This window comes from Leptotrichia sp. oral taxon 218 (genome assembly GCF_018128225.1).
Lineage (GTDB): Bacteria > Fusobacteriota > Fusobacteriia > Fusobacteriales > Leptotrichiaceae > Leptotrichia.
On record NZ_CP072377.1, the window covers coordinates 1,131,514 to 1,152,203 of the forward strand.

Sequence of the window (20,690 nt, forward strand, 5' to 3'; positions counted from 1 at the left end):
AGAATATAGTGGCAAACTGATATTCATAGTCTAAATTCTTCTATATTATACCATACAACTTTTTTTTTGTAAAGAAATTAATTCATAAAAGTTTTTGTAAGTGAATCTTCATCCACTGGTAATTCCAATTGTTCTTCAACTTTATTTCCATTGATCTTTAAATTAAATGGAAATCCTTCCACATTGAATCCTCTCAAAATTTCTCCACTTTCGTCGTAATACGCTGGAATTGTGTATCCATTATCTTTTATATACGATTGAACTTTTCCCAAACTTGATCTAGAATTTGTAAATACTACGACTAAATTTACCCTATTTTTATTTTTATCATAAAATCTTTGAACTTCTGGAATTTCTTCTTTACAGTGTGGACACCATTCAGCTGCAACTATAAACAAAGTTTTTTTCCCATTTTTAAAAATTTGCGTACTTTTTATTTTTTTACCATTCAAATCTTTTAATTCGAATTCTGGAACCGTTGCTCCTGCCAAGTCATCAACTCCATCTAGTGGTTTTACAACAAACTCAGCACTTTTCCCACATGATATTACAAATACAAAAAGTATCGACAACAACAAAATAAATTTTTTCATTTTTTTCCTCTTTTCTTCTATTTCTTTCTATAATTCTGTAATTCTGTAATTTTTTAATTTTTTATATTAATTTAATTTTTTAAAAAAGCTTCATAAAATTCTCCAATATCAAATCCTGTACTTTTAGCAGCTATAAAATAAAATTTTGCTTTTTTATTTTTTTTCTTATTAAAATAATAAACTCCCAAATTATAATACGCTTCAGGATATTGATCCACAGCGGCTTTTAAATTTAAAATTCTAACTTTATTGCTATTTTTAGGATAATAAGAACTCAAAGCTACTGTTGCACTGCTTATATCACTTTTAGACAATCTTTCCAATATTTTTTTTGCTTCTTTATTTTTTAAAGTTTCTGATTGAGCTGAATTTTTACTTTGTTCTTCATTTTCATAAAGGAATGCTAGTCTTTCTCCAGCTTCTGAAGAACCAAGCGCATAAGCTTTTGTATACATATTTTTTGCTTTTTTAAGTTCATTTTGAGTTTCATACATTTTTCCTAAATAATACATCGTATCTATATCATTTTTATCCACTGCTTTCAAATAATATTTTTCAGCGTCTTTAAAATCACCCAAATTTTCATATAAATATCCCATGTAGCTATTTATCAATATTTCATCACTTTTTATATCAGCTAAAGGAAGCAGCGCTGTTTCATAACTTTTATTTTCGTCTGCCAATTTTTTAGCTATTTCATAAGCTGATAAATAATATTTATTTTTAAATAAGGTATCCTGATATATTTTAATCGCTTCATCATTTTTCCCGTCACCTTCCAGTACTTTAGCTTTCGCATAAAGTGCAGGCGGATAATTTTCAGCTAAAAAGTCTTTTAAAATATCATAGGCTTTCCCAACATACTGTGTTCTTTCCACAAGAAGAGTCCCAAGCTCTTTTTTTTCATCTTTTGAAATATTTCCTTCGTCCATTTTTTTATTTAACGCTTCGATTTTTTTGTAATAACTCATCATATTTTTTCCAGCTTCATATGAACGCAAAGATAAAAAATCTCCAGCATCTTTACCTTTTTTAAAATACTCTTGAGCTTTTGTAAATTCTAATTTATTTTCGTAAATATCTCCCATCACATAATAAGCTTTACTAAATCCTTGTTTTGCAGAACTTTCCAAAAGTTCTAAAATTTCATTTTCGCTGCCATTTTGTTTTTTTAGTAAAAGTGCTTTAAAATATTCAGCATACCCATTACTTTTTTTCAAATATTTGTTAAAAATTTCTTCACTATTTCCTTCCAAATATATAAGTGACAGTGCAAAAGCTTCTTTATTTTTTAATTTTATTGCTTTTTCCAACTGTTTTGTTATATACTCGTCATTTTCCTGTTTTGAAAAAATTCCAAGTAAAGAATTTTCCAAATAATCATATCCCTTGTCATTGGAACAAGATACAAACAAAAATGGAACAAAAAATAAATAACATAACCATTTTTTCATATTTTATCAATCCCGTCCTTCAAAATTAAATATTAACCCCACAATCTTTTAACTTACTTAAATTTTATTTAACACTCGCTCCAAGTTTTACATTCTCATCAATAAATATCAATTTTGTCTGTTTTTTCTCCACAGTTGTTAAAAGCATTCCCTGTGAAATTTCTCCTTTTAATTTTACTGGTTTTAAATTTAACACAGCCATAACTTTTTTTCCAACCAATTCTTCTTCTTTATACCATTTTGCAATTCCTGAAACAATTTGTCTCTTTTCAGTTCCAGTATTCACGATAAATTTTAAAAGTTTATCAGCATTTTCAACTCTAGAAACTTTTTCAATTTGTACAACTTTCATTTCAACTTTGCTAAAATCATTGATTGTTATTGGATTTTCAATTTTTAAGTTTGAATTAAACTCTTCTTTTTCTTCTTCTTCAATTTCTTCCAAATCAATTCGTGGGAAAATAGGTTCAGGATCTTTTAATTTATTTCCAATCGGATAAATTCCCCATTCTTTAAATTTCTTTAATTTAATTTTTGTCACATCTTCAATAAGTCCCAATTGATCAATCATTTTTTGCGCTGTCTGTGGCATAAACGGAGAAATAACTATAGCAATTTTATAAAGTCCTTCTACTAAATTATACATAACTGTCGAAAGTCTGTCTTTTTTATCTTCTTCTTTTGCCAACTTCCAAGGTTCACATTCATCAATGTATTTATTAAGTCTTGAAATAAATTTCCAAATATCTTTTAGAGCTTCTGAAAACTGATATTCATTCATATGTCTATCTAATTCTTTTAAAGTTTTATTCCACAAATCTTTTAATTCGTTATCAATTTCTTCATTGGCTTCATTTAACACAACTTCTAAATTAAAATATTTTTTTTGCATTCCAATCGTTCTATTAAGTAAATTTCCAAGATCATTTGCCAAATCCGAATTTATTCTTTGAACCATTGATCTTTTGGAATAATCTGCGTCATGTCCAAAAGTCGCTTCTCTCATCAAGTAATATCTAAATGCGTCAAGTCCATATTTATCCACTTCTTTTGCTGGATCAACAACATTTCCAAGAGATTTTGACATTTTTTCTCCTTCAACTGTCCACCATCCATGTGCAGCTATTGTTTGCGGCAAAGGAATACCTGCGGACATAAGCATAGCTGGCCAAATTATAGCATGAAATCTCAAAATATCTTTTCCAACAACATGATTTACTTCTCCATTTATCCAAATATCTTCAAATCTCCCCTTATCTTCCGAATATTTAGCTCCAGTCAAATAATTAGTCAAAGCGTCAAACCAGACATAAATTACATGTCCTTCTTCCAATTCTAGCGGAATTCCCCAGTCAAACACCGTTCTTGAAATTGATAAATCTTGCAACCCTTGTTTTATAAAAGCAATTACTTCATTTTTTTTGCTTTCAGGTTTTATAAAATTAGGATTTTCTTCAATATATTTTAAAAGTTTGTCTTCATACTTTGACAATTTGAAAAAATATGATGTTTCTTTTACATCAATAACTTCTTTTCCCATGTATTTTCCATCAACTAATTGATTTTCAGGGACAAAAGTTTCTTCAGAAACGCAATATTTTCCACTGTATTCTCCACGATAAATATCGCCTTTTTCATTTACAATTTTTATTATTTTTTTTACGCTATTTATATGTCTTTGTTGTGTCGTTCTCATAAAATCGGTATTTGAAATATTCAATTTTTTCCAAAGTGTCGTAAAATTTAACGACATCTTATCAACCCACTGTTGTGGTGTAAATCCATTTTTTTCAGCTGCTTGCTGAATTTTTTGACCGTGCTCATCGACTCCAGTTAAAAAAGTCACATCGTACCCCAACAATCTTTTATATCTCGCAACAACATCACAAATGATTGTCGTGTATGCTGTTCCAACATGTGGTGCTGCGTTTGGATAGTAAATTGGTGTTGTTATATAAAAAGATTTTGACATAATTTTTATTCCTCCTTAAAATTTTATTGATATATATTTTTAGTTTAGTTTTAATTATATTTATATTTTAAAACTTTTCTTCATTAAATTCAAGTGTTTTTGAATTTTTATTGTATTTTTTTTCATAAATTTCAAATGCCTTGTAACCAGCACTATGTATTTTTTCTTTTACTATTTTTATTGCATCTTCCATTTTTATTTCTTTTGATAAATAAAATTCTTCTCCAACATAATGAACACATTTAGAAAACGGCTTTGGAATTTCCAGTTTATCCCACATATTTTTAAAAATCCACTTTTTGCTGCAATAAGAACTCACTGGAACTATTGGCATTCCTGTTTTTTGTGCTATAAAAATTGCTCCAGCCTTTGGTTCAAAAATTGGTCCACTAGGTCCGTCAATTGCAATTCCTAATGTATATTTTTTTTTAGCATACCTTACTGCCTCTTTCAAACTTTTTATATTGTCTCTGTTTGATGAGCCTCGAATCAGATCATTTCCTTCTCTTCTTAAAACTTCTGACAATATTTCGCCATCTTTTGAAGCACTGACTATTGAAGCCTTTTTTTTAATTATTCTTGTTGCATTACAAACTGTAAAAATTTTTCTGTGCCAAAAAACAATTATATTAGGATTATTCATCATTTCTGAATTTTTTGCATAAAAATATTCTTTTCTCGTCGTAAAACTTAAAACTCTGTAAAAAAAATGTAAAATTGTTCCTAAGAATTTGTATTTATTCATAAATTTGTCTCTCCATTTTTTATTTAAAATTTTCCATTTTAAAATACTTTGACATTCCAATTATTTTCTCTTCAATAACTTTATCAGTTTCGTTCTTTTTTTCTTCATAGCTAAAACTTGTACAAACCAATGTTGCATATCCAAATATAAAGTACCACAACTTGTTTATTATTTCTTTTCCTTCTTCAAAAGTTAAATTTGGAAAACTTAGCAAAAGACTTTCTTGAGTCAAAAGATAGTCCAATGTCTCTTTATACAATTTTTTAAATCTTTCTGTAATATTTAAAAATATTGTTTTAAATAGCTCTCCTTCTTCTCTTGCAAAAATTACAAATCCAATTGACGCATTTAATATTTGTCTTTGTGAATAATTGCCATATAAATAATTATTTAATTTTTTTTCACATAAATTAATAACTTCTTCTTTTACTTTTTCAACTGTCTCAAAATTAAAATAAATTGGTGCTGTGGAGCAATTCAGCTTTTTTGCAATCTTTCTAGCACTTATACTCTCAAATCCTTCTTCTTTCAAAATATCATAAGCCGCATCAACTATAACTTCCTTTGTAAACTTCAACTTTGGCATATCTAACTTTTCTCCTTTTTAACTTTATCAAAAATACAAAACTTCCAATTTTCATATTTTTTCTCAAAAATTTTTTTCCAATTTTTAAAATCTATTTTAGGAAAATAAGCATCCGCCTTTTCATCTGCAAAATCTATATAACTTATATACATTTTATCTACAATTCCAAGCTCTAAAGACTTTTTATAAACTTTTTCACCGCCGATTATAATAATTTCTTCATCTAAATCTTTTAAATCTTTAAATTTTTCTATTAATTTAGAAAAATCATCAAAAATCAAAACAGAATTATCATCATTTTTCATTGTCTTCGAAAGCACGATATTTTCACGATTTGGAAGTGGTCTACCAATGCTCTCAAAAGTTTTTCTTCCCATCACAATTTTTTTCCCAGAAGTTATTTTCTTAAAATTCTTCAAATCTTCAGGAACATGCCAAAGCAATTTATTTTCTTTTCCAATTTCGTTATTTTTTCCAACTGCAACAATCAAACTAAACATTTTCTTCTCCTTCAAAATTTACACTGCCACTTCAAATTTTATTGCAGGATGACTCTCATAATCTTCAAGTGTAATATCTTCAAATGTCAGCTCATCAAAAGGCTTATCAGCAATTTTAATCTTAGCTAACTTCATCGGTTCTCTCTTTAATTGTTCACGAAGTCCATCAATATGATTTTCATAAATATGAGCATCAATTATTGTATGAGCAAATTCTCCAGGCTCATATCCGCACTCTTTTGCAATCATCATCGTAAGCAGTGAATAACAAGCCAAATTAAATGGAATTCCAAGTGCTATATCTCCACTTCTTTGAGTCAAGTGGCAATTTAATTTATTTCCTGAAACATTAAACGCAAAAGTGTAATGACACGGCGGTAATTTACTGATAGTTGCGTTTCCTGGATTCCAAGCGACAACTATCATTCTTCGTCCATTTCTTGTTTGAGGATTTACCTTCATTTCTTTTAATGTGTCAATAATGTACTGAATCTGGTCAAATACAAGCTGTCCATTTTCTTCCCGCGTCGTCCAGGGATTATTTTCATCCACAAAAACTTCTCCGTCCAATGAAATTTCTGGTACAGGATATCTTCTCCAAAATCTTCCATACGCAGTTTCAAGCCGTCCTTCTTCGTCAGCCCAAGCATCCCAAATCTTTGTTTTTTTTCTTAAATTTTTTATATGTTCCTCGCCCGACAAATACCAGAATAATTCATGCAACATCGAATTAAAATACATTTTTTTAGTAGTTAGCAGCGGATAACCACAACTCAAATCAACTTTGTAAAAATAAGCAAATGTTGAAATAGTGTCAACTCCCGTTCGATTTTCTTTTTTTGTTCCGTTATCTAATACATACTTTACCATATCCAAATACTGTTTCATATTTTTTTTTATTCTTAAATTTACAAAATTGACAATAAATTTATTTTATAATTTTTTATAAAATAAACTCATTTTGTATTTAAGATATTTCTCCTTTCATTAATTATAATTATTATTTTTTTTATTTTTATTTTTATTTTTAATATTATTATTTTTTTTTATTTTTTATTATATCACATAGTTCAATATAACTCAAAAAAAATTTTTTTGTTATTTTATTCAAAATCAAAATTTAATTGTCTTAATGCTTCATATAAAACAATCGCAACTGAATTCGATAAATTTAGCGAACGACCCAGCGGCAACATTGGAATTGTGATATTCTGTTCTTTGTGAGCATTTAAAAAATCTTCTGGAATTCCTCTTGACTCTGGTCCAAACATTATATAATCATCTTTTTGAAATTTTACATCTGTATATTTGTTCTTAGTTTTTGTAGTCGCCATGTAAATCTTAGCATTTTCGTTACCTTCAATATTTTTACTCCAAAAATCTTCCAGACTTTCCCAGACAAAAAGCTGAACATTTTTCCAGTAATCAAGTCCTGCTCTTCTAATTTTTTTATCATCCAGCTCAAATCCTAAAGGTTTAATCAAATGCAATTTTGTATTTGTCAAAACACAAGTTCTTCCTATATTTCCTGTATTTACATGAATTTCTGGATTCAATAAAACTATATTCATTTTTTTTACCGCCTTTTTTATTATTTATTTTTTTTATAATTTTTATATTTTTATTTATTCAATAATTTTTTATAATCAGACAACTTTATTTTGTCTGTATTTAATTTAGCAAGTTTTTTCGTGATATTATCTCCCCGCTCAAATCCACCAAATCCATTTTTCGAATTGATGTGAGTAATTGCGATCGCCAAAGCATCTGCCGCATCGTCAGGTTTTGGAATTTCATCCAAATGTAAAATCATTTTTACCATCTGCTGAATTTGCTTTTTATCCGCACGACCATATCCCGCAATCCCCATTTTCACTTGAAGCGGAGTATAGCTAAACAAATTTAACTTATTTTTTTGTCCGACAAGCGTGATCACTCCTCTTGCCTGACCAACTTTTATAACCGTCTTCTGATTTTTGAAAAAAAACAGATCTTCAATCGCCATATCAGTCGGTTTGTAACGCTTTACAATCTCATCCAGTGAATCGTAAATTTTTTCCAACCTGATTGGCATATCTTCATCTTTTTCAGTAAGAATACAACCGTAATCCAATACATCATATTTTTTCTTTGAATTATCAATAATTGAATATCCAACAATTGCCGTCCCTGGATCAATTCCCAAAACTCTCATTTTCTCTCCTAATTTTTTATATTTTTTATTTTAAAAATTTTTAAGAATTATTATTCTCACTAAAATTTTTAGTTATATAACTTTTAGCATAATCAATATAACTGTGTAAATCTATATCTTCATAATCTTTAAATTCACTTACACTTGTTTCTACTTTTTTTACTTTATATAAATTACTATTTATATCTCCAAATCCAAATTTATTATAATATTTATTTTTTTCTTGAATCACAACTTTATAGTTTCCTGTTTTCGAAAAATAAAATCTGTATTTTCTATTCTTTTTAAGTTTGTCTTCATCATCATAAAGTACTTTACCGTTATTGTCACAAGAATAAACACTTTCATAGACAGATGCATAAAGAAAAAATACGCTAGGATTTTCTAAATATAATTCTTTTATTTCAGTTTCAATCTCTTCTTTGTCAAAAAAATAATTTTTAAGCACTTTTACCATCCAAATATGCTGTTTTGGAATAATTAAATCACCATAATAAAACTCATTAGTACCGATAATCTTTTTATCAATTTCATAAAGCAATGACTTTTTATTTTTTAAAAATTTATTTATTTTATTTATTTGCAAAATATCTCCATATTTATTTTCTATTTTAATTTTTAGCTCTTTTACATCTCTGTCAACTAACAAAAAAACTTCATTTTCAGAAGCATCAAGCACTTTAATTTTCTCTTTTTTCAAATATTTTTTCAATTTTTTTAAAATTATTCTTTCATGTTTTCCTGTAATTCCTCTCAAATATGAAGATTTCAAAAGTAAACTTTTTGAAATTTTTTCTAAAATATTCAAATCACTTTTTTTAAATATTTTATTTCCCAAAAGACTTTTATACAAAAAGTCATCTTTTATTGACAATTTATACACATTGTTCTCTAAATAATAACTTTCTTCTTTTGTTTTAAAAATTTTTTTTGGAATTATTTTAGGTTGCTCAATATTTAAATTATTTTTTAAAATTATTGATAAAAGTTTATCGTTGTTGTAATAAAGGTATTTTATTTTAGTCTTTAATTTCATGCTATTTTTATAATTTCCAGTTGTTATAATATCTAATAAGTTTTCTTTTTCTTCCCAATTATTTTTATTTTTTGCAACATAATTATACATTTTTTCTGTAGCCAAGACATCTTTTAAACAATAATCCACAACTTTTTCAACTATTTCGTCATAATTTCCCTTTTTTATACTTCTGTTAAAACTCGTAAAATCCTGTTCTTCAATATTTTCTCCCAAATTAAACTCAAATCCTTTTACACCGACTTTCAAATTATATTCATCGGCAATGTCATAAGAATAAAACTCACATTTTCCCTTTTTATATTTTTCTTTATACAAATTTTGAATATCGTTAATATTCTTATTCAATAAAAATCTTTTAGCTACTCTATTTTTATATCTCAAAAGTTCATTTATAATCAAATCATCAAATCCATGTCCCGCATACGAAATCATCACATTTTTTGAAATAATGTCATACAATCTTTTTTTTTGCTGATTAAAGTTGTCCGAGTCAATGACAAAAATATCTTTGCCATTTAACTGCTTTGCCACGACACAAAAATAATTTGGAAATACTTCAATGTCAAACACATATTTTCTAGCCTTTTTCATAAAACAAAATTCTCCTTTTATAAAAAATATTTATCTCTTTTCAAATAAATTCTATCTTCTGTAACTCTCACAACTTTTACAACTCCACGAAAAACTCTCTCTTGAGTTCTTCTATCTCTCACATAAACTTTATATTTTTGTCCTGCCAAAACTACAATTTTTGTCCCAAACTTTTTACTTATATTTTCAAATTTTTTGTGGGAAGTAAGTACCGTCATTCCATTTTTCAACTTTTTATATTTTTCATCAGAAACATTAATTCCCAAATATTCCAAAACATATTCAATTTCCGCAAAATATCCAAGATTTTCCAGTTTTTCCAATTTTTCCAATTCTTTTTCTTTGTTTTTGTCAAATTTTAAAAATTTTTGTTCTAACTCATCAATCGTCACAGCATCTTCTATCACAAACTGGTCAATTTTTGTTCTAACAAGTCTTGTCATTGTTGCAAAAACTCCCAATTTTTCACCTATATCCCGCACAAGTGATCTTATATAAGTCCCACTTGAAACTTCCACAAAAAACGATATTTTTATCTTTTCATTTCTCAAAATTTTTATTTCTCTTAATTTTTTAACTTCCACTTTTCTAGGTTTTCTTTCAAGTTCAATTCCTTTTCTTGCCAAATCATATAATTTTTTTCCATCAATTTTTATTGCGGAATACATCGGCGGAATCTGTTCGATTTTTCCCAAAAAACTATTTATGACTTCTTTTATTTTCTCATCATCTATTTCGATTTTTCCAGTAAATTCTTTTACAATCGTACCTTCCAAATCATAACTGTCCGTTTCATAACCTAATTCCATTTCCACATAATATTCTTTATCTCTTTTCATCAAATCATCTGAAAATTTTGTAGCATTATTTATCAACACCATTATAACTCCTTCTGCCATTGGGTCAAGTGTTCCTGTATGCCCCACCTTCCTTGCACCAACAATTCTCTTCAAATGATTGATTGCTCCAAACGAACTAACTCCTTTAACTTTATTTAATAAAACTATTCCATCTTTTTCAAAATTATTTTTCATTTTACTCCTTTTAAATTAAATTAATAAAAAAATTACATAATCGGCGAAATCAACTTAAATCCAGAATTTCTCAATCTTTTAAAAAATCCGACTTTTTTTAATTTTGCTTCATCAAATTTTTCACACAACTCCAAATCTCGTAAAAACTGATTTTTCAAATCCTTGCTAATTTCCTCATTAAAAAATACTGAATTTACTTCATAATTTATCTCAAAACTTCGCATATCAAAATTACAAGTTCCCATTGTTGACATCTTTTCATCCACAATTATATTTTTACAATGCAAAAATCCAGCTTTATATCGATAGATTTTCACTCCAACATCAATTAATTCCTCAAAATAAGTTTCTGCAATCCAATACGGAATTTTTTTATCAGGAACTCCCGTCATCATTATTTTTATTTTAACTCCTGAGAGTGCCATTATTTTTAACTGTGAAACAAGACTTGTGTCAGGCACAAAATATGGACTTTGTATGATTATCTCTTTTTTTGCGACAGAAATCATCTTTGAGTACAGGTATTTTAATGTTGTCCACTCGGTATCAGGTCCACTTGAAGAAACTTGCATGACATATTTCAACTTTTGCTTATCAATCGGTTCTTGATCTTTTATTTCTTTAACCGCTTCCGATTTTATAATCCGTGAAAAATCGTCATTTTTTCCACCACTGTTTAACCAATCTGTTACAAAAATTGCTAAATATTGCGCAGTTATTTCCCCAATAAATCTCGCATTTGTATCTCTCCAGCTAGAAAACCTCTTCCCACCGTCAATATATTCTTGACCTACATTCATTCCGCCAGTATGTAAAATTTCATTGTCAACAATCGTCATTTTTCTATGATTTCTATAATTCAATTTTGTTATTGAAAATTTTACATCTAAAAAAAATCTTGCTTCAATTCCAGCCATTTTCAATTCTTTTTTGTATTTTCTTGATAAATTAAACGCTCCCACACCATCAAAAAGCAATTTTATTTTTACACCTTCTTTTGCCTTTTTCACAAGTAAATTTTTAATTTTTTCTCCCAGTTCGTCTGATTTCCAAATAAAATATTCCATATAAATACTGTGTTTCGCACCTTTTATATCTTCCAAAATCGAATCAAACGCATCTTTTCCATTGTAAAACAACCTATAGCTCGTATTATTAGTCAAAAATGTCCCTTCAGATTTATAGAGCATTTTTACAATTTCCTGCTCTCTTTCATTCATATTTATATTTTGTAGCATCACATCAATTTGTTTGTTTATTTTCTTTTCTCTTTCTTGAGGCGTCATTTTCTCAAAATTTTCATTTTTTTTACCTACAACCTTATTATAATAAAAAAAGTCTTTTGAGCGGAAAATTTCCGAAGTATCTCTTTGCAAGAAATTAAATAATCTGGAAAATATCTTTTTTTCTTCACCTTTCATTTTATTTGAAACAATCCTATTTTTTCTCCAATTTATTCCAAAAAGAAAATATAAAATTATTCCTCCAATAGGAAAAATATAAATTGTAAATATCCACGCAAGCATATTATTTGGTGATCTGTCTGACAATAAAATTACAATTATTAAAATTATCACAAGTAAATAATGTATTCTCTCAAAAAAAACTGTATAATTTAAAAATAAACCTAATAAATCGACCATAATTTCTCCTTCAATCAATAAAAATTTTTTAACCTAATTAAAAAAAGTAAACCTAATTTTGTTTTAGGTTTACTTAATAAAAGTAAAATTTATTTTCCGCAATAAGCAATTGCTTCTATTTCTACTAAAACATTTTTTGGTAATTTATCCACAGCGAATGCAGAACGAGCTGGAAATGGCTCTACAAAATAATTTGCATAAATTTCATTCACCGCTCCAAAATCAGCGATGTCATCTAATAAAACTGTTGTTTTTATAACATTTTGAGTAGTTAGCCCATTATTTTCCAAAATAGCTTTTATATTTTCCAAAACTTGTTTTGCTTGGTCTTCTACTGTAACTGCTTCTATTTTTTGATTTTCAGGATTAATGGCAATTTGTCCCGAAATATATAAAAAATCTCCCGCTTTTCTAAACGCTGAATACGGTCCTACTGCTTCAGGTATTTTTTTCATAATAGTCCTCCTAATTTTATATCCTAAATTTTATCTTACAATTTATTTATAACTTATTTTAACATATTTTTCTATATCTATCAACAAAAATTCAGTCATAAAACAAATAAAATAAATTAAAAATTAATTTTTCTTTTTAAACAAATTTTTTATAGAAAACACAGGTTTATTTCTAACTATTTTTTCATTTCCAAGAAAATCTCGCATAGTTTTTAAAGTCTTTCCAGCATTTTTTACAATAAAATTAAATGTTCCTGCACTTTTTGTGTCAACAAAAAATCCACGAATATACTTATCCCGAAAAAATAACTGCGCTCTCACTCTAATTATCTCTTCCCAAGGGATCTGTAAATAATCTTCAGGATTTTTTTCGTTATAAAACTCAAACGCCCTATCTCCAACTAAAATATCTCCTCTTTTATTCCCAATCATTCCGCTCAATAAATTTGCCTTCGTATTAAACAAAACTTTTGTATTTTTTGAAATTGCCATCTTTTACCTTTCTTAATATTTAATATTTAATATTTAATAATTTTTTTATAATATTCAGAAAATTAACTAGATTATTATTCAAAAAAGGAACTATTTATAGCAACAGTTCCTTTTATTTTTTTGTATTTTATAATTTTTTATTTTTTTAGAATATTCCAATGAAATGTCCTACTATTCCAACTATAAATAATGCAAAGATTATCAAAATTGGACTAACTTTTTTCTTCAAAAGCCACATACATAAAAATGTAAGAAGTAATGCTGCAAGTCCTGGAACAAGCTGATCCAAGTTATCCTGCAAAGTTGTAACTTTTTCAGGTGAAATTGAAAGCCCTGCAGCTACATCTGTCAATATTTTTTGCAACTGAGTTCCATCTACCATTCCTTTTGGAAATTCGACAAACGCACCTTTAGATAATTTTGCACTCGCAACTATCATAGGAAATTTAATTGTTATCCATCTTTGAACCAAAATTCCCATTACAAACATCCCTAAAATAGATGCACCTTTTGTTATTTTTTGTAACATTCCACCTGACAAATCCTGTGTAATTTCTGTCCCTTTTTGGTAACCAAATTCTTGTGTATACCATAAGAATGCTATACGAATTATATTCCATAAAACAAAGAACAACAAAGGTCCTACAATTGAACCACTGGCAACTGCAAGAGAAGCTGCAACTGCTCCTAATATTGGACGAACAGTAAACCAGAATACTGGATCTCCTATTCCTGCAAGAGGTCCCATCATCCCTACTTTTACCCCTTGAATAGCTGCATCATTAATATCTGCTCCATTTGCTTTTTCTTCTTCTAAAGCCAAAGTAACTCCTAAAATTGGTGCTGCTATATATGGATGTGTATTAAAGAATTCCAAATGTCTTTTTAATGCTGCTGACGCATCTTCTTTATTTGGATATAGTTTTTTTAACGCTGGTATCAACGCAAAAGCCCAACCACCATTTTGCATTCTTTCATAGTTCCAAGATCCTTGCAAAAATTGTGAACGAAGCATAACTTTACGACGATCAGCTTTTGTCAATTTTATTTTTTCTGCCATTTTTTTCTCCTCCTAATTAATAGTCATTTAGTATGTCTCCTAATGGATCTCCTGAAGCTTTTGAACCACTGTCGCCACTTCCTCCTCCACCATTATTATTTTGAGTTACATTCAAGTAAATAATTGCAGCACAAACTCCAATTATTCCTGTTGCAATCAAAGTTAATTCTTTTACTGGAGCTAATGCAAATCCTAAGAAGAAGAATGGCCATACTTCTTTAGTAGCCATTAAGTTAATTACCATCGCATAACCTACTGCCACTACAAATCCTCCACCTATTGTCATTCCATCTGTAAACCATTTTGGCAATGAACCTAGTGCACCTTGAACCACAGAAGACGGAATAAATAACAATAACATTGCAGGAATTGCAATACGCAAACCTTGACAAATAAGTGCCACTATGTGCCAAAATTCAACTCCGGCAAAATTTCCTTTTTCAGCTGCACGATCAGCTTGGTGAACGATAACTACTGATAATGTACGAACTAACATTGTTAATACTAAACCTACAGTTGCAAGAGCTACTGCAATCCCAATGGCATTACTTATACCACCTTGATTAAATTCTCCAGCTTTTACAAATATTATTGCTGAAGCCACTGAAGCTAGAGCCGCATCTGGCGAAACTGCTGCTCCGACATTTGCCCAACCCATAGCCATAAGCTGTAATGTTCCACCTAACATGATACATTCAGTTGGGTGTCCAGTTGCAATTCCAATTAATGAACATGCAACAATTGGTTGATGGAATTGAAATTGGTCAAGAATACCTTCCATTCCAGCTAAAAACGCAACAATCAATATTAATATAATTGATATTATACCGAAATTCATAATACCCTCCTAATAATTTTAAATTTTTAAAGTTTTAAACCTTCACTTTCTTTTTCTTTTATCAATTTAAATAAATCAACTGGCTTATCTGCCGCTACTTTACGGACATCAAATTTTACGCCTAATTCTTTTAATCTCTTATATGTTTCCACATCATTTTGATCTACTGAAAGCACATTATTAATTTGAATTTTTCCAACTGAATGAGCCATTGAACCAATATTCAATTCTTTGATTGGAACTCCTTCTTCAATTACTTTTAGCGCATCTTGAGGATTTTCAAATAAAAGTAGCGCTTTTGTATTTCCGAATCTTGGATCTTTTGAAACTTCCACCAATTTTTTTAGCGGAATGACATGAGCTTTTACCCCTGGAGGTGCAGCCTGTTCTATAAGTTTTTTACGCATGTTGTCTTTCGAAACCGAATCTGAAACTACGATTATTCTGTTTGGATTTGTTGCTTTTGTCCAGCTTGTTGCAACTTGTCCATGAAGTAAACGAGTGTCAATACGAGCCAATACAAATTTAATTTTCCCATCTCCAATAACTGTTCCTTCTGGAATCGCACCTTTTGGTGTGTCATCTTGAGCCGCTGCCGCTACTTTTCCTTCGTCTTTTGGCTCTAATTCTTCAGGACGCACCTTTACTTGATCTTTTGCTTCCGAAATAATGGCTTCAGCCACTTCATGAGCTGTTTCATAATCTTCTCTTTCTGATAACGCTGCAAGTAACATTGGTAAATTAAGTCCCGCAACGATTGCTCTTTTTTCAGGATTTTCTTCAAAAAATCTATTTGATTGATTAAAAGGACTTCCTCCCCATAAATCAACTAGGAATAAAACTTCTTCTGTTCCCAATTTCTCAATAGCTTTTTGAATATTTCCATACAAGTCATCAGGTCCTTCGCTTGGCATAAACACAACTGATTCAAGACCTTCTGTCTCTCCCAGAATCATTGAAGCAGACTGCTTAATACCCGCAGCAAATTCTCCGTGACTGGCAATGATAATTCCTACCATTTTTTTACCTCCTTCTTCATTTTAATTTTATAAAAATCTTTCGACAATTTAATTATACCTTTAATTTAAAAAAAATCAACAGTAAACTAAAAAATTTTTTAATATTTTTGAATTTTTCCTTTAGAAATTGTCCCTTTTACATTAAAATTATCATCAAAATAAGTCAAGTCCGCAATGTATCCTTCTTTTATATAACCATATCTATCGTTTACCGAAATAAATTTAGCTGGATAGGAAGTTGCCATTTTTAGTGCTTCTTCCAAAGGCTGATTCACATATTTTACTAAATTTTTAACTCCATCAATCATAACAAGAGTTGATCCACCCAAAGTTCCACTAGGTGAAACCCATTTCCCATCAACACACAAAACTTTATTTCCTTCAAACATAAATTCTTTCATATCAGTTGTTCCAGCTGGACTAACTGCGTCAGTTACCAAATATAATCTCTCTTTCATAATTTTTTTAGCAATTTCAACAGCACAAAACTTGGAATGAAGCCCATCCACAATAATTCCAGCGCTAAGTTTATCGTCATTGAATAAAAATCCCACAACTCCTGGATTTCTTGATTCTAGTGGACTCATTGCATTGTATAAATGAGTTGCTCCGTCATAATACTCTTTTTTTTCTTCACATTCATCATAAGTTGCGTTTGAATGTCCCATATTTATTTTAATTCCAGCTTTTCTTAAAGTTCTCAAATGTTTTATTTCAGCTTTTTCAGGCGCAATTGTAATAATTCTTGTTATTTTTTTTCCAGCGTTAGAAATTTTTTGAACAATTTCATCTGAAAGAACTCTTATGTACTCAGGTCTATGAATCCCTTTTTTTTCCACACTTATATAAGGCCCCTCAATATGAAGCCCTAAAACTCCAATTTCTTCCAAGTCTTTTATGCTTTCCAAAGTTTTTATCGCACTTAAAATTTTTTCATCAGGAGAAGTGATTAGCGTTGGCAAAAACGAAGTGCATCCAAATCTTTTGTTAGTTTCATTCATTATTTTTAAACCTTTTTCAGAAATATCATCATTAAACAGCACTCCACCACATCCATTTATCTGCAAATCAATAAATCCTGGCGACAATACCATTCCTTCTATATCAACTATTTCATTTTCTACCAATTCTTTTTCAGTCAATTCGTTAAAATTCAATACTTTTTTTATAAGTGTTTTTTCTAAAAGAACTGTATTTTTTTCAATAAATTTTTCTCCGTCAAAAATTTTTGCATTTTTTATAATCATAAATTTCTCCTTTTTTCTAAATTTTTAACAAGAAGCCTTCACTTCTTACAATTATTTTTTTTAATTTAACATATCAAAAATTAATTCTAACTCCTGTCGTGTAAACATTGTTACTTCCTTTACCTTTTCCGCTATCCATAGAGCCATCATAGTTTACATACCATCCAAAACTTTTATTTACTTCCGTTAGTGCACCTGCTCCTACCCAAGTTTTATTTTTTGAAAGTCCAATACCTTTTACTTTGAATTTTGCTCCTGGAAGTCCTGTATATCTTGCATTAAAGCTCAAATCCTCATCTTTAAAAGCTTTTTGGCGTGTTACATATCCCTGGAAAGTCGTTTTGCTTTCGCTATTCCAATTTACAGATTTTCCGACTCTAAGTCCTACTAATGCTGCAGTTTGATTATAAGTTTTTTTCTCTGCTGTAAGTCCAAATTGGCTGTCTTTTTCAGAAAATGAACCTCTTTGAACCGTGTCATGAGTCAACCCAACAAATGATGTTATGACAAAATCTCCATTTTTATTTTTTATATCATATCCTGTTTCCAAGTACCCTGAATAGACTTTGTCATTGTGATTAATCTTTGCTTGGGAATAATCATTACTACCTAAAATGATGTCCCTTTCAACATCACTGTCAACAAATCCTGCTCCCAAACGACCTTGCAAATACAATGGATTATTTTTATTGCCTAATCTTCCATACAACGAAAAACCAAAATTATTTGCATCGGATTTTCCTCCGTATCTGTCAAACTTAACATCGGCTTTTGAATAAGACAACGCTGTCCCTAAAATTAAATTTTCACCAAATTGTTTATCAACTCCAACTTGTCCACCAAGTACTTTTGTATCTCCAGTTCCATATCCATCTTGTTTCAATTTACCAATTGCACCAAAACCTGATACCCAAAGTCCAAATTTATCCCCAACATTGTCAAGTGTTCCAAGCATTACAAGTCTATTTGACAAATCTTTATTTACAGTTTGTGAATGTCCAAAAGTCAACGCTTGAGCTGATGCGTAAATTTGTCCTGATAAACTGTCTAAAATTGCTGCTCTTGCTGTAGAAGAAAGTGATTGTAATTTTGCAGCTTTTTTCTCAAACTGTGAAACATTTTTCACCGTTCCATTCTCAATTTTTTCATCTAATTTTTGAAAAGCTGTTTCAATATTTTGCGCCGTATTTTTTTGCATCTCGTCAGTTCCTGCTATTTTTTTCACATAATCTAACACATTTTTTCTACTCAATTTCACACTTAATTTATTTCCTTTTACTTCAGTCGCACCATTAACTAATTCAGGTGTTTCCACTTTCCCAAAATCACCTTCAATCCCTTTTTCTGCTTCAATCACAGTCATTGACAACGGTTTTGCTGTAATATATCTTCCATTACTTAAAGTTTGTAATGTTGCACTCTCTCCATTTAAATTCACTGCTCCTTTAACTATAAGTTTAGAGCCTATTTCCGCTTTCGTTACAGAACTAGCTGTTGCTATGTAATTTCCTGTTATAATTGCTCCTGAACCTCTGTTTTCAAAAGTTCCTCCATTATTGTAAACACTTTTTGGAACATCATCCTTTTTATTTATTATAGCTGTCGGATACGTTACTAGTGTCCCTTGTGAATTTATCGTTATATCAGAAGTATTATTTCCATATATTTCTAATTTTCCTTCATCTATGGTAGTATTTCCAGTATAACTGTTATTCCCTGTTAGAATTAATGTTCCATTACCAGATTTTTTCAATCCTGCATCACCTGTAATATCATTTTCAAAAATGGATGTCATCGAATTTCCAACATTAGCATTGAATTGTCCTTTTAATCCCCCTGCATTAGCATTTGGACCTACAATAAGTATGTTATTAAACTCAGCAGGACCTTTTAGAGCTTTCTTTTCATTAAGTAATCCCCAACCAAAATTCAAACTAAGTTTACCATCTTCATTCATTGAATCATGTATTCTATCTGCAGTAGTAAGTATTGTCTGCTGTATTTCATGCCCTGTCATCCAAGGGAACTTTTCTTTTAATTTTACTGCAGTTGCTGTTACTTTAGGTGCAGCAAAAGAGGAACCATGTTTATTACATCCAGGAAGTTCGCAATTACCATTTGCTGCAATAGACCAGTAAGCAGCTCCTCCAGCATGTGCCAATCTGCTAGGATAATCAGTTATTGTTCCATCTGGGTTAACTTTTACTCCTACTACTGCTATCCATCCTTTTTGAAGTTTTCTATTATAATATGGTAATCCCGCTTCAAAATCTACACCATAAAGCGGCTTATTCCCTGCAGCCCATACAAATAACGATCCATTTTCTATTGCTTCTTCATAAAATTTTATAATTTCATCTGCTTTATTTTTTAGTTGTTCCTCAGAGTAACTTCCATCAGGAATGTAAACCGTTTGCTGAAATTGTTTTTTATAGTCAAATTCATTAGTTTTATCAGGTGCTATATAAATCCCTTGAGGATTATCAAATTGAACATTTTCGTGCCCCAACGACTGGTTGTATATCCTTACACCATTATTGTACATTTGTCTATAATATTCTATATCAACTTGGTATGCTGGACCATTTGAAATACTTGCTCCGTATACTTCTGATTTTTTTGCTCCTTTTCCATTATTTCCAGCTAAAATAGTTGCAACAATAAGACCATGATCACTTTTATCAGTTGATTTTGTATTATTTTTTGCAAGTGTTGTCATTCTGTCGCCAAATTCCTCTTCAATTACTTTATCAAAAGTATCTCCTATTCCAAAACTATTAATTACCTTTATATGAAAATTTTCTGTTTTTGCATTTTTTCCGCTTAAAAAATCACTATCTAAAACTCCGACCTTAACTCCTTGCCCTGTAATTTCTCTTGAATCAACAGGTTTTGGAAAACGGTTATCAACTGTAGGTGTCTGAGGTTCTGGTGCAGGATTCTGTGGTCGTACAGCCTGTCCGTTATTATTTTCATTATTTGTTCCACCAATGTTTCCTGTATTTTGTCCTATGCTTGAACTTTCGTTACTTCCAATATTTCCAGTAGTCTGATCTGGATTTTGAGATGATTGAGTTGAATGTGGTGGTGTTGGTGTTGATTGAGATGTCTGTGAGCCACTTCCCCCTCCGCCTCCGCCACAGCTAGATAGCATAGTAATCAAACTAATTAATAATAGTATTTTTTTCATTTTTTACCGCTACTTAATTTTAATTGATTAGATTACAT

The 20,690-nt window shown here is 29.7% G+C and carries 19 protein-coding genes; all 19 read right to left on the reverse strand.

The annotated features are described in order from the left end of the window. Window positions 1-77: 77 nt before the first annotated feature. Window positions 78-593 (reverse strand): TlpA disulfide reductase family protein, encoded by a 516-nt coding sequence (locus J5A73_RS05220; protein WP_211613632.1) that lies wholly within the window; start codon window positions 591-593, stop codon window positions 78-80. Between the two features lie 71 nt (window positions 594-664). Continuing rightward, window positions 665-2,047: a tetratricopeptide repeat protein gene (locus tag J5A73_RS05225; protein ID WP_211613634.1), complete on the reverse strand. Its 1,383-nt coding sequence runs from the start codon at window positions 2,045-2,047 to the stop codon at window positions 665-667. 64 nt (window positions 2,048-2,111) lie between these two features. Continuing rightward, a complete protein-coding gene (gene metG / locus J5A73_RS05230; protein ID WP_211613636.1) occupies window positions 2,112-4,019 on the reverse strand; it encodes a methionine--tRNA ligase in 1,908 nt (635 codons plus the stop codon). 67 nt (window positions 4,020-4,086) lie between these two features. Further along, window positions 4,087-4,764 carry a lysophospholipid acyltransferase family protein gene (locus J5A73_RS05235; RefSeq protein WP_211613638.1) on the reverse strand — a complete coding sequence of 226 codons (678 nt, stop codon included), beginning with the start codon at window positions 4,762-4,764 and terminating at the stop codon, window positions 4,087-4,089. A gap of 19 nt (window positions 4,765-4,783) precedes the next feature. Continuing rightward, entirely contained in the window at window positions 4,784-5,350 is a 567-nt protein-coding gene (locus J5A73_RS05240; protein ID WP_211613639.1) for a TetR/AcrR family transcriptional regulator, read from the reverse strand. A gap of 2 nt (window positions 5,351-5,352) precedes the next feature. Next, entirely contained in the window at window positions 5,353-5,850 is a 498-nt protein-coding gene (locus J5A73_RS05245) for a dihydrofolate reductase (RefSeq protein WP_211613640.1), read from the reverse strand. A gap of 18 nt (window positions 5,851-5,868) precedes the next feature. Continuing rightward, the gene (thyA, locus tag J5A73_RS05250) at window positions 5,869-6,738 is read right to left on the reverse strand and encodes a thymidylate synthase (RefSeq protein ID WP_211613641.1); all 870 of its coding nucleotides are present in this window, start codon (window positions 6,736-6,738) and stop codon (window positions 5,869-5,871) included. Between the two features lie 215 nt (window positions 6,739-6,953). Then, window positions 6,954-7,421: a tRNA (cytidine(34)-2'-O)-methyltransferase gene (locus J5A73_RS05255; protein WP_211613642.1), complete on the reverse strand. Its 468-nt coding sequence runs from the start codon at window positions 7,419-7,421 to the stop codon at window positions 6,954-6,956. 50 nt (window positions 7,422-7,471) lie between these two features. After that, window positions 7,472-8,044 carry a crossover junction endodeoxyribonuclease RuvC gene (gene ruvC, locus J5A73_RS05260; protein WP_211613643.1) on the reverse strand — a complete coding sequence of 191 codons (573 nt, stop codon included), beginning with the start codon at window positions 8,042-8,044 and terminating at the stop codon, window positions 7,472-7,474. A gap of 40 nt (window positions 8,045-8,084) precedes the next feature. Beyond that, on the reverse strand, window positions 8,085-9,674 hold the full coding sequence (locus tag J5A73_RS05265; protein WP_211613644.1) for a hypothetical protein: 1,590 nt from the start codon (window positions 9,672-9,674) through the stop codon (window positions 8,085-8,087). 17 nt (window positions 9,675-9,691) lie between these two features. After that, complete coding sequence (truB, locus tag J5A73_RS05270; protein WP_211613645.1) at window positions 9,692-10,708, reverse strand: tRNA pseudouridine(55) synthase TruB; 1,017 nt, start codon at window positions 10,706-10,708, stop codon at window positions 9,692-9,694. Between the two features lie 32 nt (window positions 10,709-10,740). After that, complete coding sequence (gene cls, locus J5A73_RS05275) at window positions 10,741-12,351, reverse strand: cardiolipin synthase (protein ID WP_211613646.1); 1,611 nt, start codon at window positions 12,349-12,351, stop codon at window positions 10,741-10,743. Between the two features lie 89 nt (window positions 12,352-12,440). Continuing rightward, on the reverse strand, window positions 12,441-12,806 hold the full coding sequence (locus J5A73_RS05280; protein WP_211613647.1) for a Rid family detoxifying hydrolase: 366 nt from the start codon (window positions 12,804-12,806) through the stop codon (window positions 12,441-12,443). 123 nt (window positions 12,807-12,929) lie between these two features. Further along, window positions 12,930-13,298, reverse strand: coding sequence for a DUF956 family protein (locus tag J5A73_RS05285; protein WP_211613648.1), 369 nt, complete (start codon window positions 13,296-13,298; stop codon window positions 12,930-12,932). Between the two features lie 145 nt (window positions 13,299-13,443). Continuing rightward, complete coding sequence (locus J5A73_RS05290) at window positions 13,444-14,358, reverse strand: PTS system mannose/fructose/sorbose family transporter subunit IID (protein ID WP_211613649.1); 915 nt, start codon at window positions 14,356-14,358, stop codon at window positions 13,444-13,446. Between the two features lie 16 nt (window positions 14,359-14,374). Then, the gene (locus J5A73_RS05295; RefSeq protein ID WP_211613650.1) at window positions 14,375-15,196 is read right to left on the reverse strand and encodes a PTS mannose/fructose/sorbose transporter subunit IIC; all 822 of its coding nucleotides are present in this window, start codon (window positions 15,194-15,196) and stop codon (window positions 14,375-14,377) included. Window positions 15,197-15,222: 26 nt separating this feature from the next. Next, window positions 15,223-16,215 carry a mannose/fructose/sorbose PTS transporter subunit IIB gene (locus J5A73_RS05300; RefSeq protein ID WP_211613651.1) on the reverse strand — a complete coding sequence of 331 codons (993 nt, stop codon included), beginning with the start codon at window positions 16,213-16,215 and terminating at the stop codon, window positions 15,223-15,225. Window positions 16,216-16,313: 98 nt separating this feature from the next. After that, entirely contained in the window at window positions 16,314-17,462 is a 1,149-nt protein-coding gene (gene nagA / locus J5A73_RS05305; RefSeq protein WP_211613652.1) for an N-acetylglucosamine-6-phosphate deacetylase, read from the reverse strand. Window positions 17,463-17,535: 73 nt separating this feature from the next. Beyond that, window positions 17,536-20,652, reverse strand: a complete 3,117-nt coding sequence (locus J5A73_RS05310; RefSeq protein WP_211613653.1) for an autotransporter domain-containing protein — start codon at window positions 20,650-20,652, stop codon at window positions 17,536-17,538. Between the last annotated feature and the right edge of the window lie 38 nt (window positions 20,653-20,690).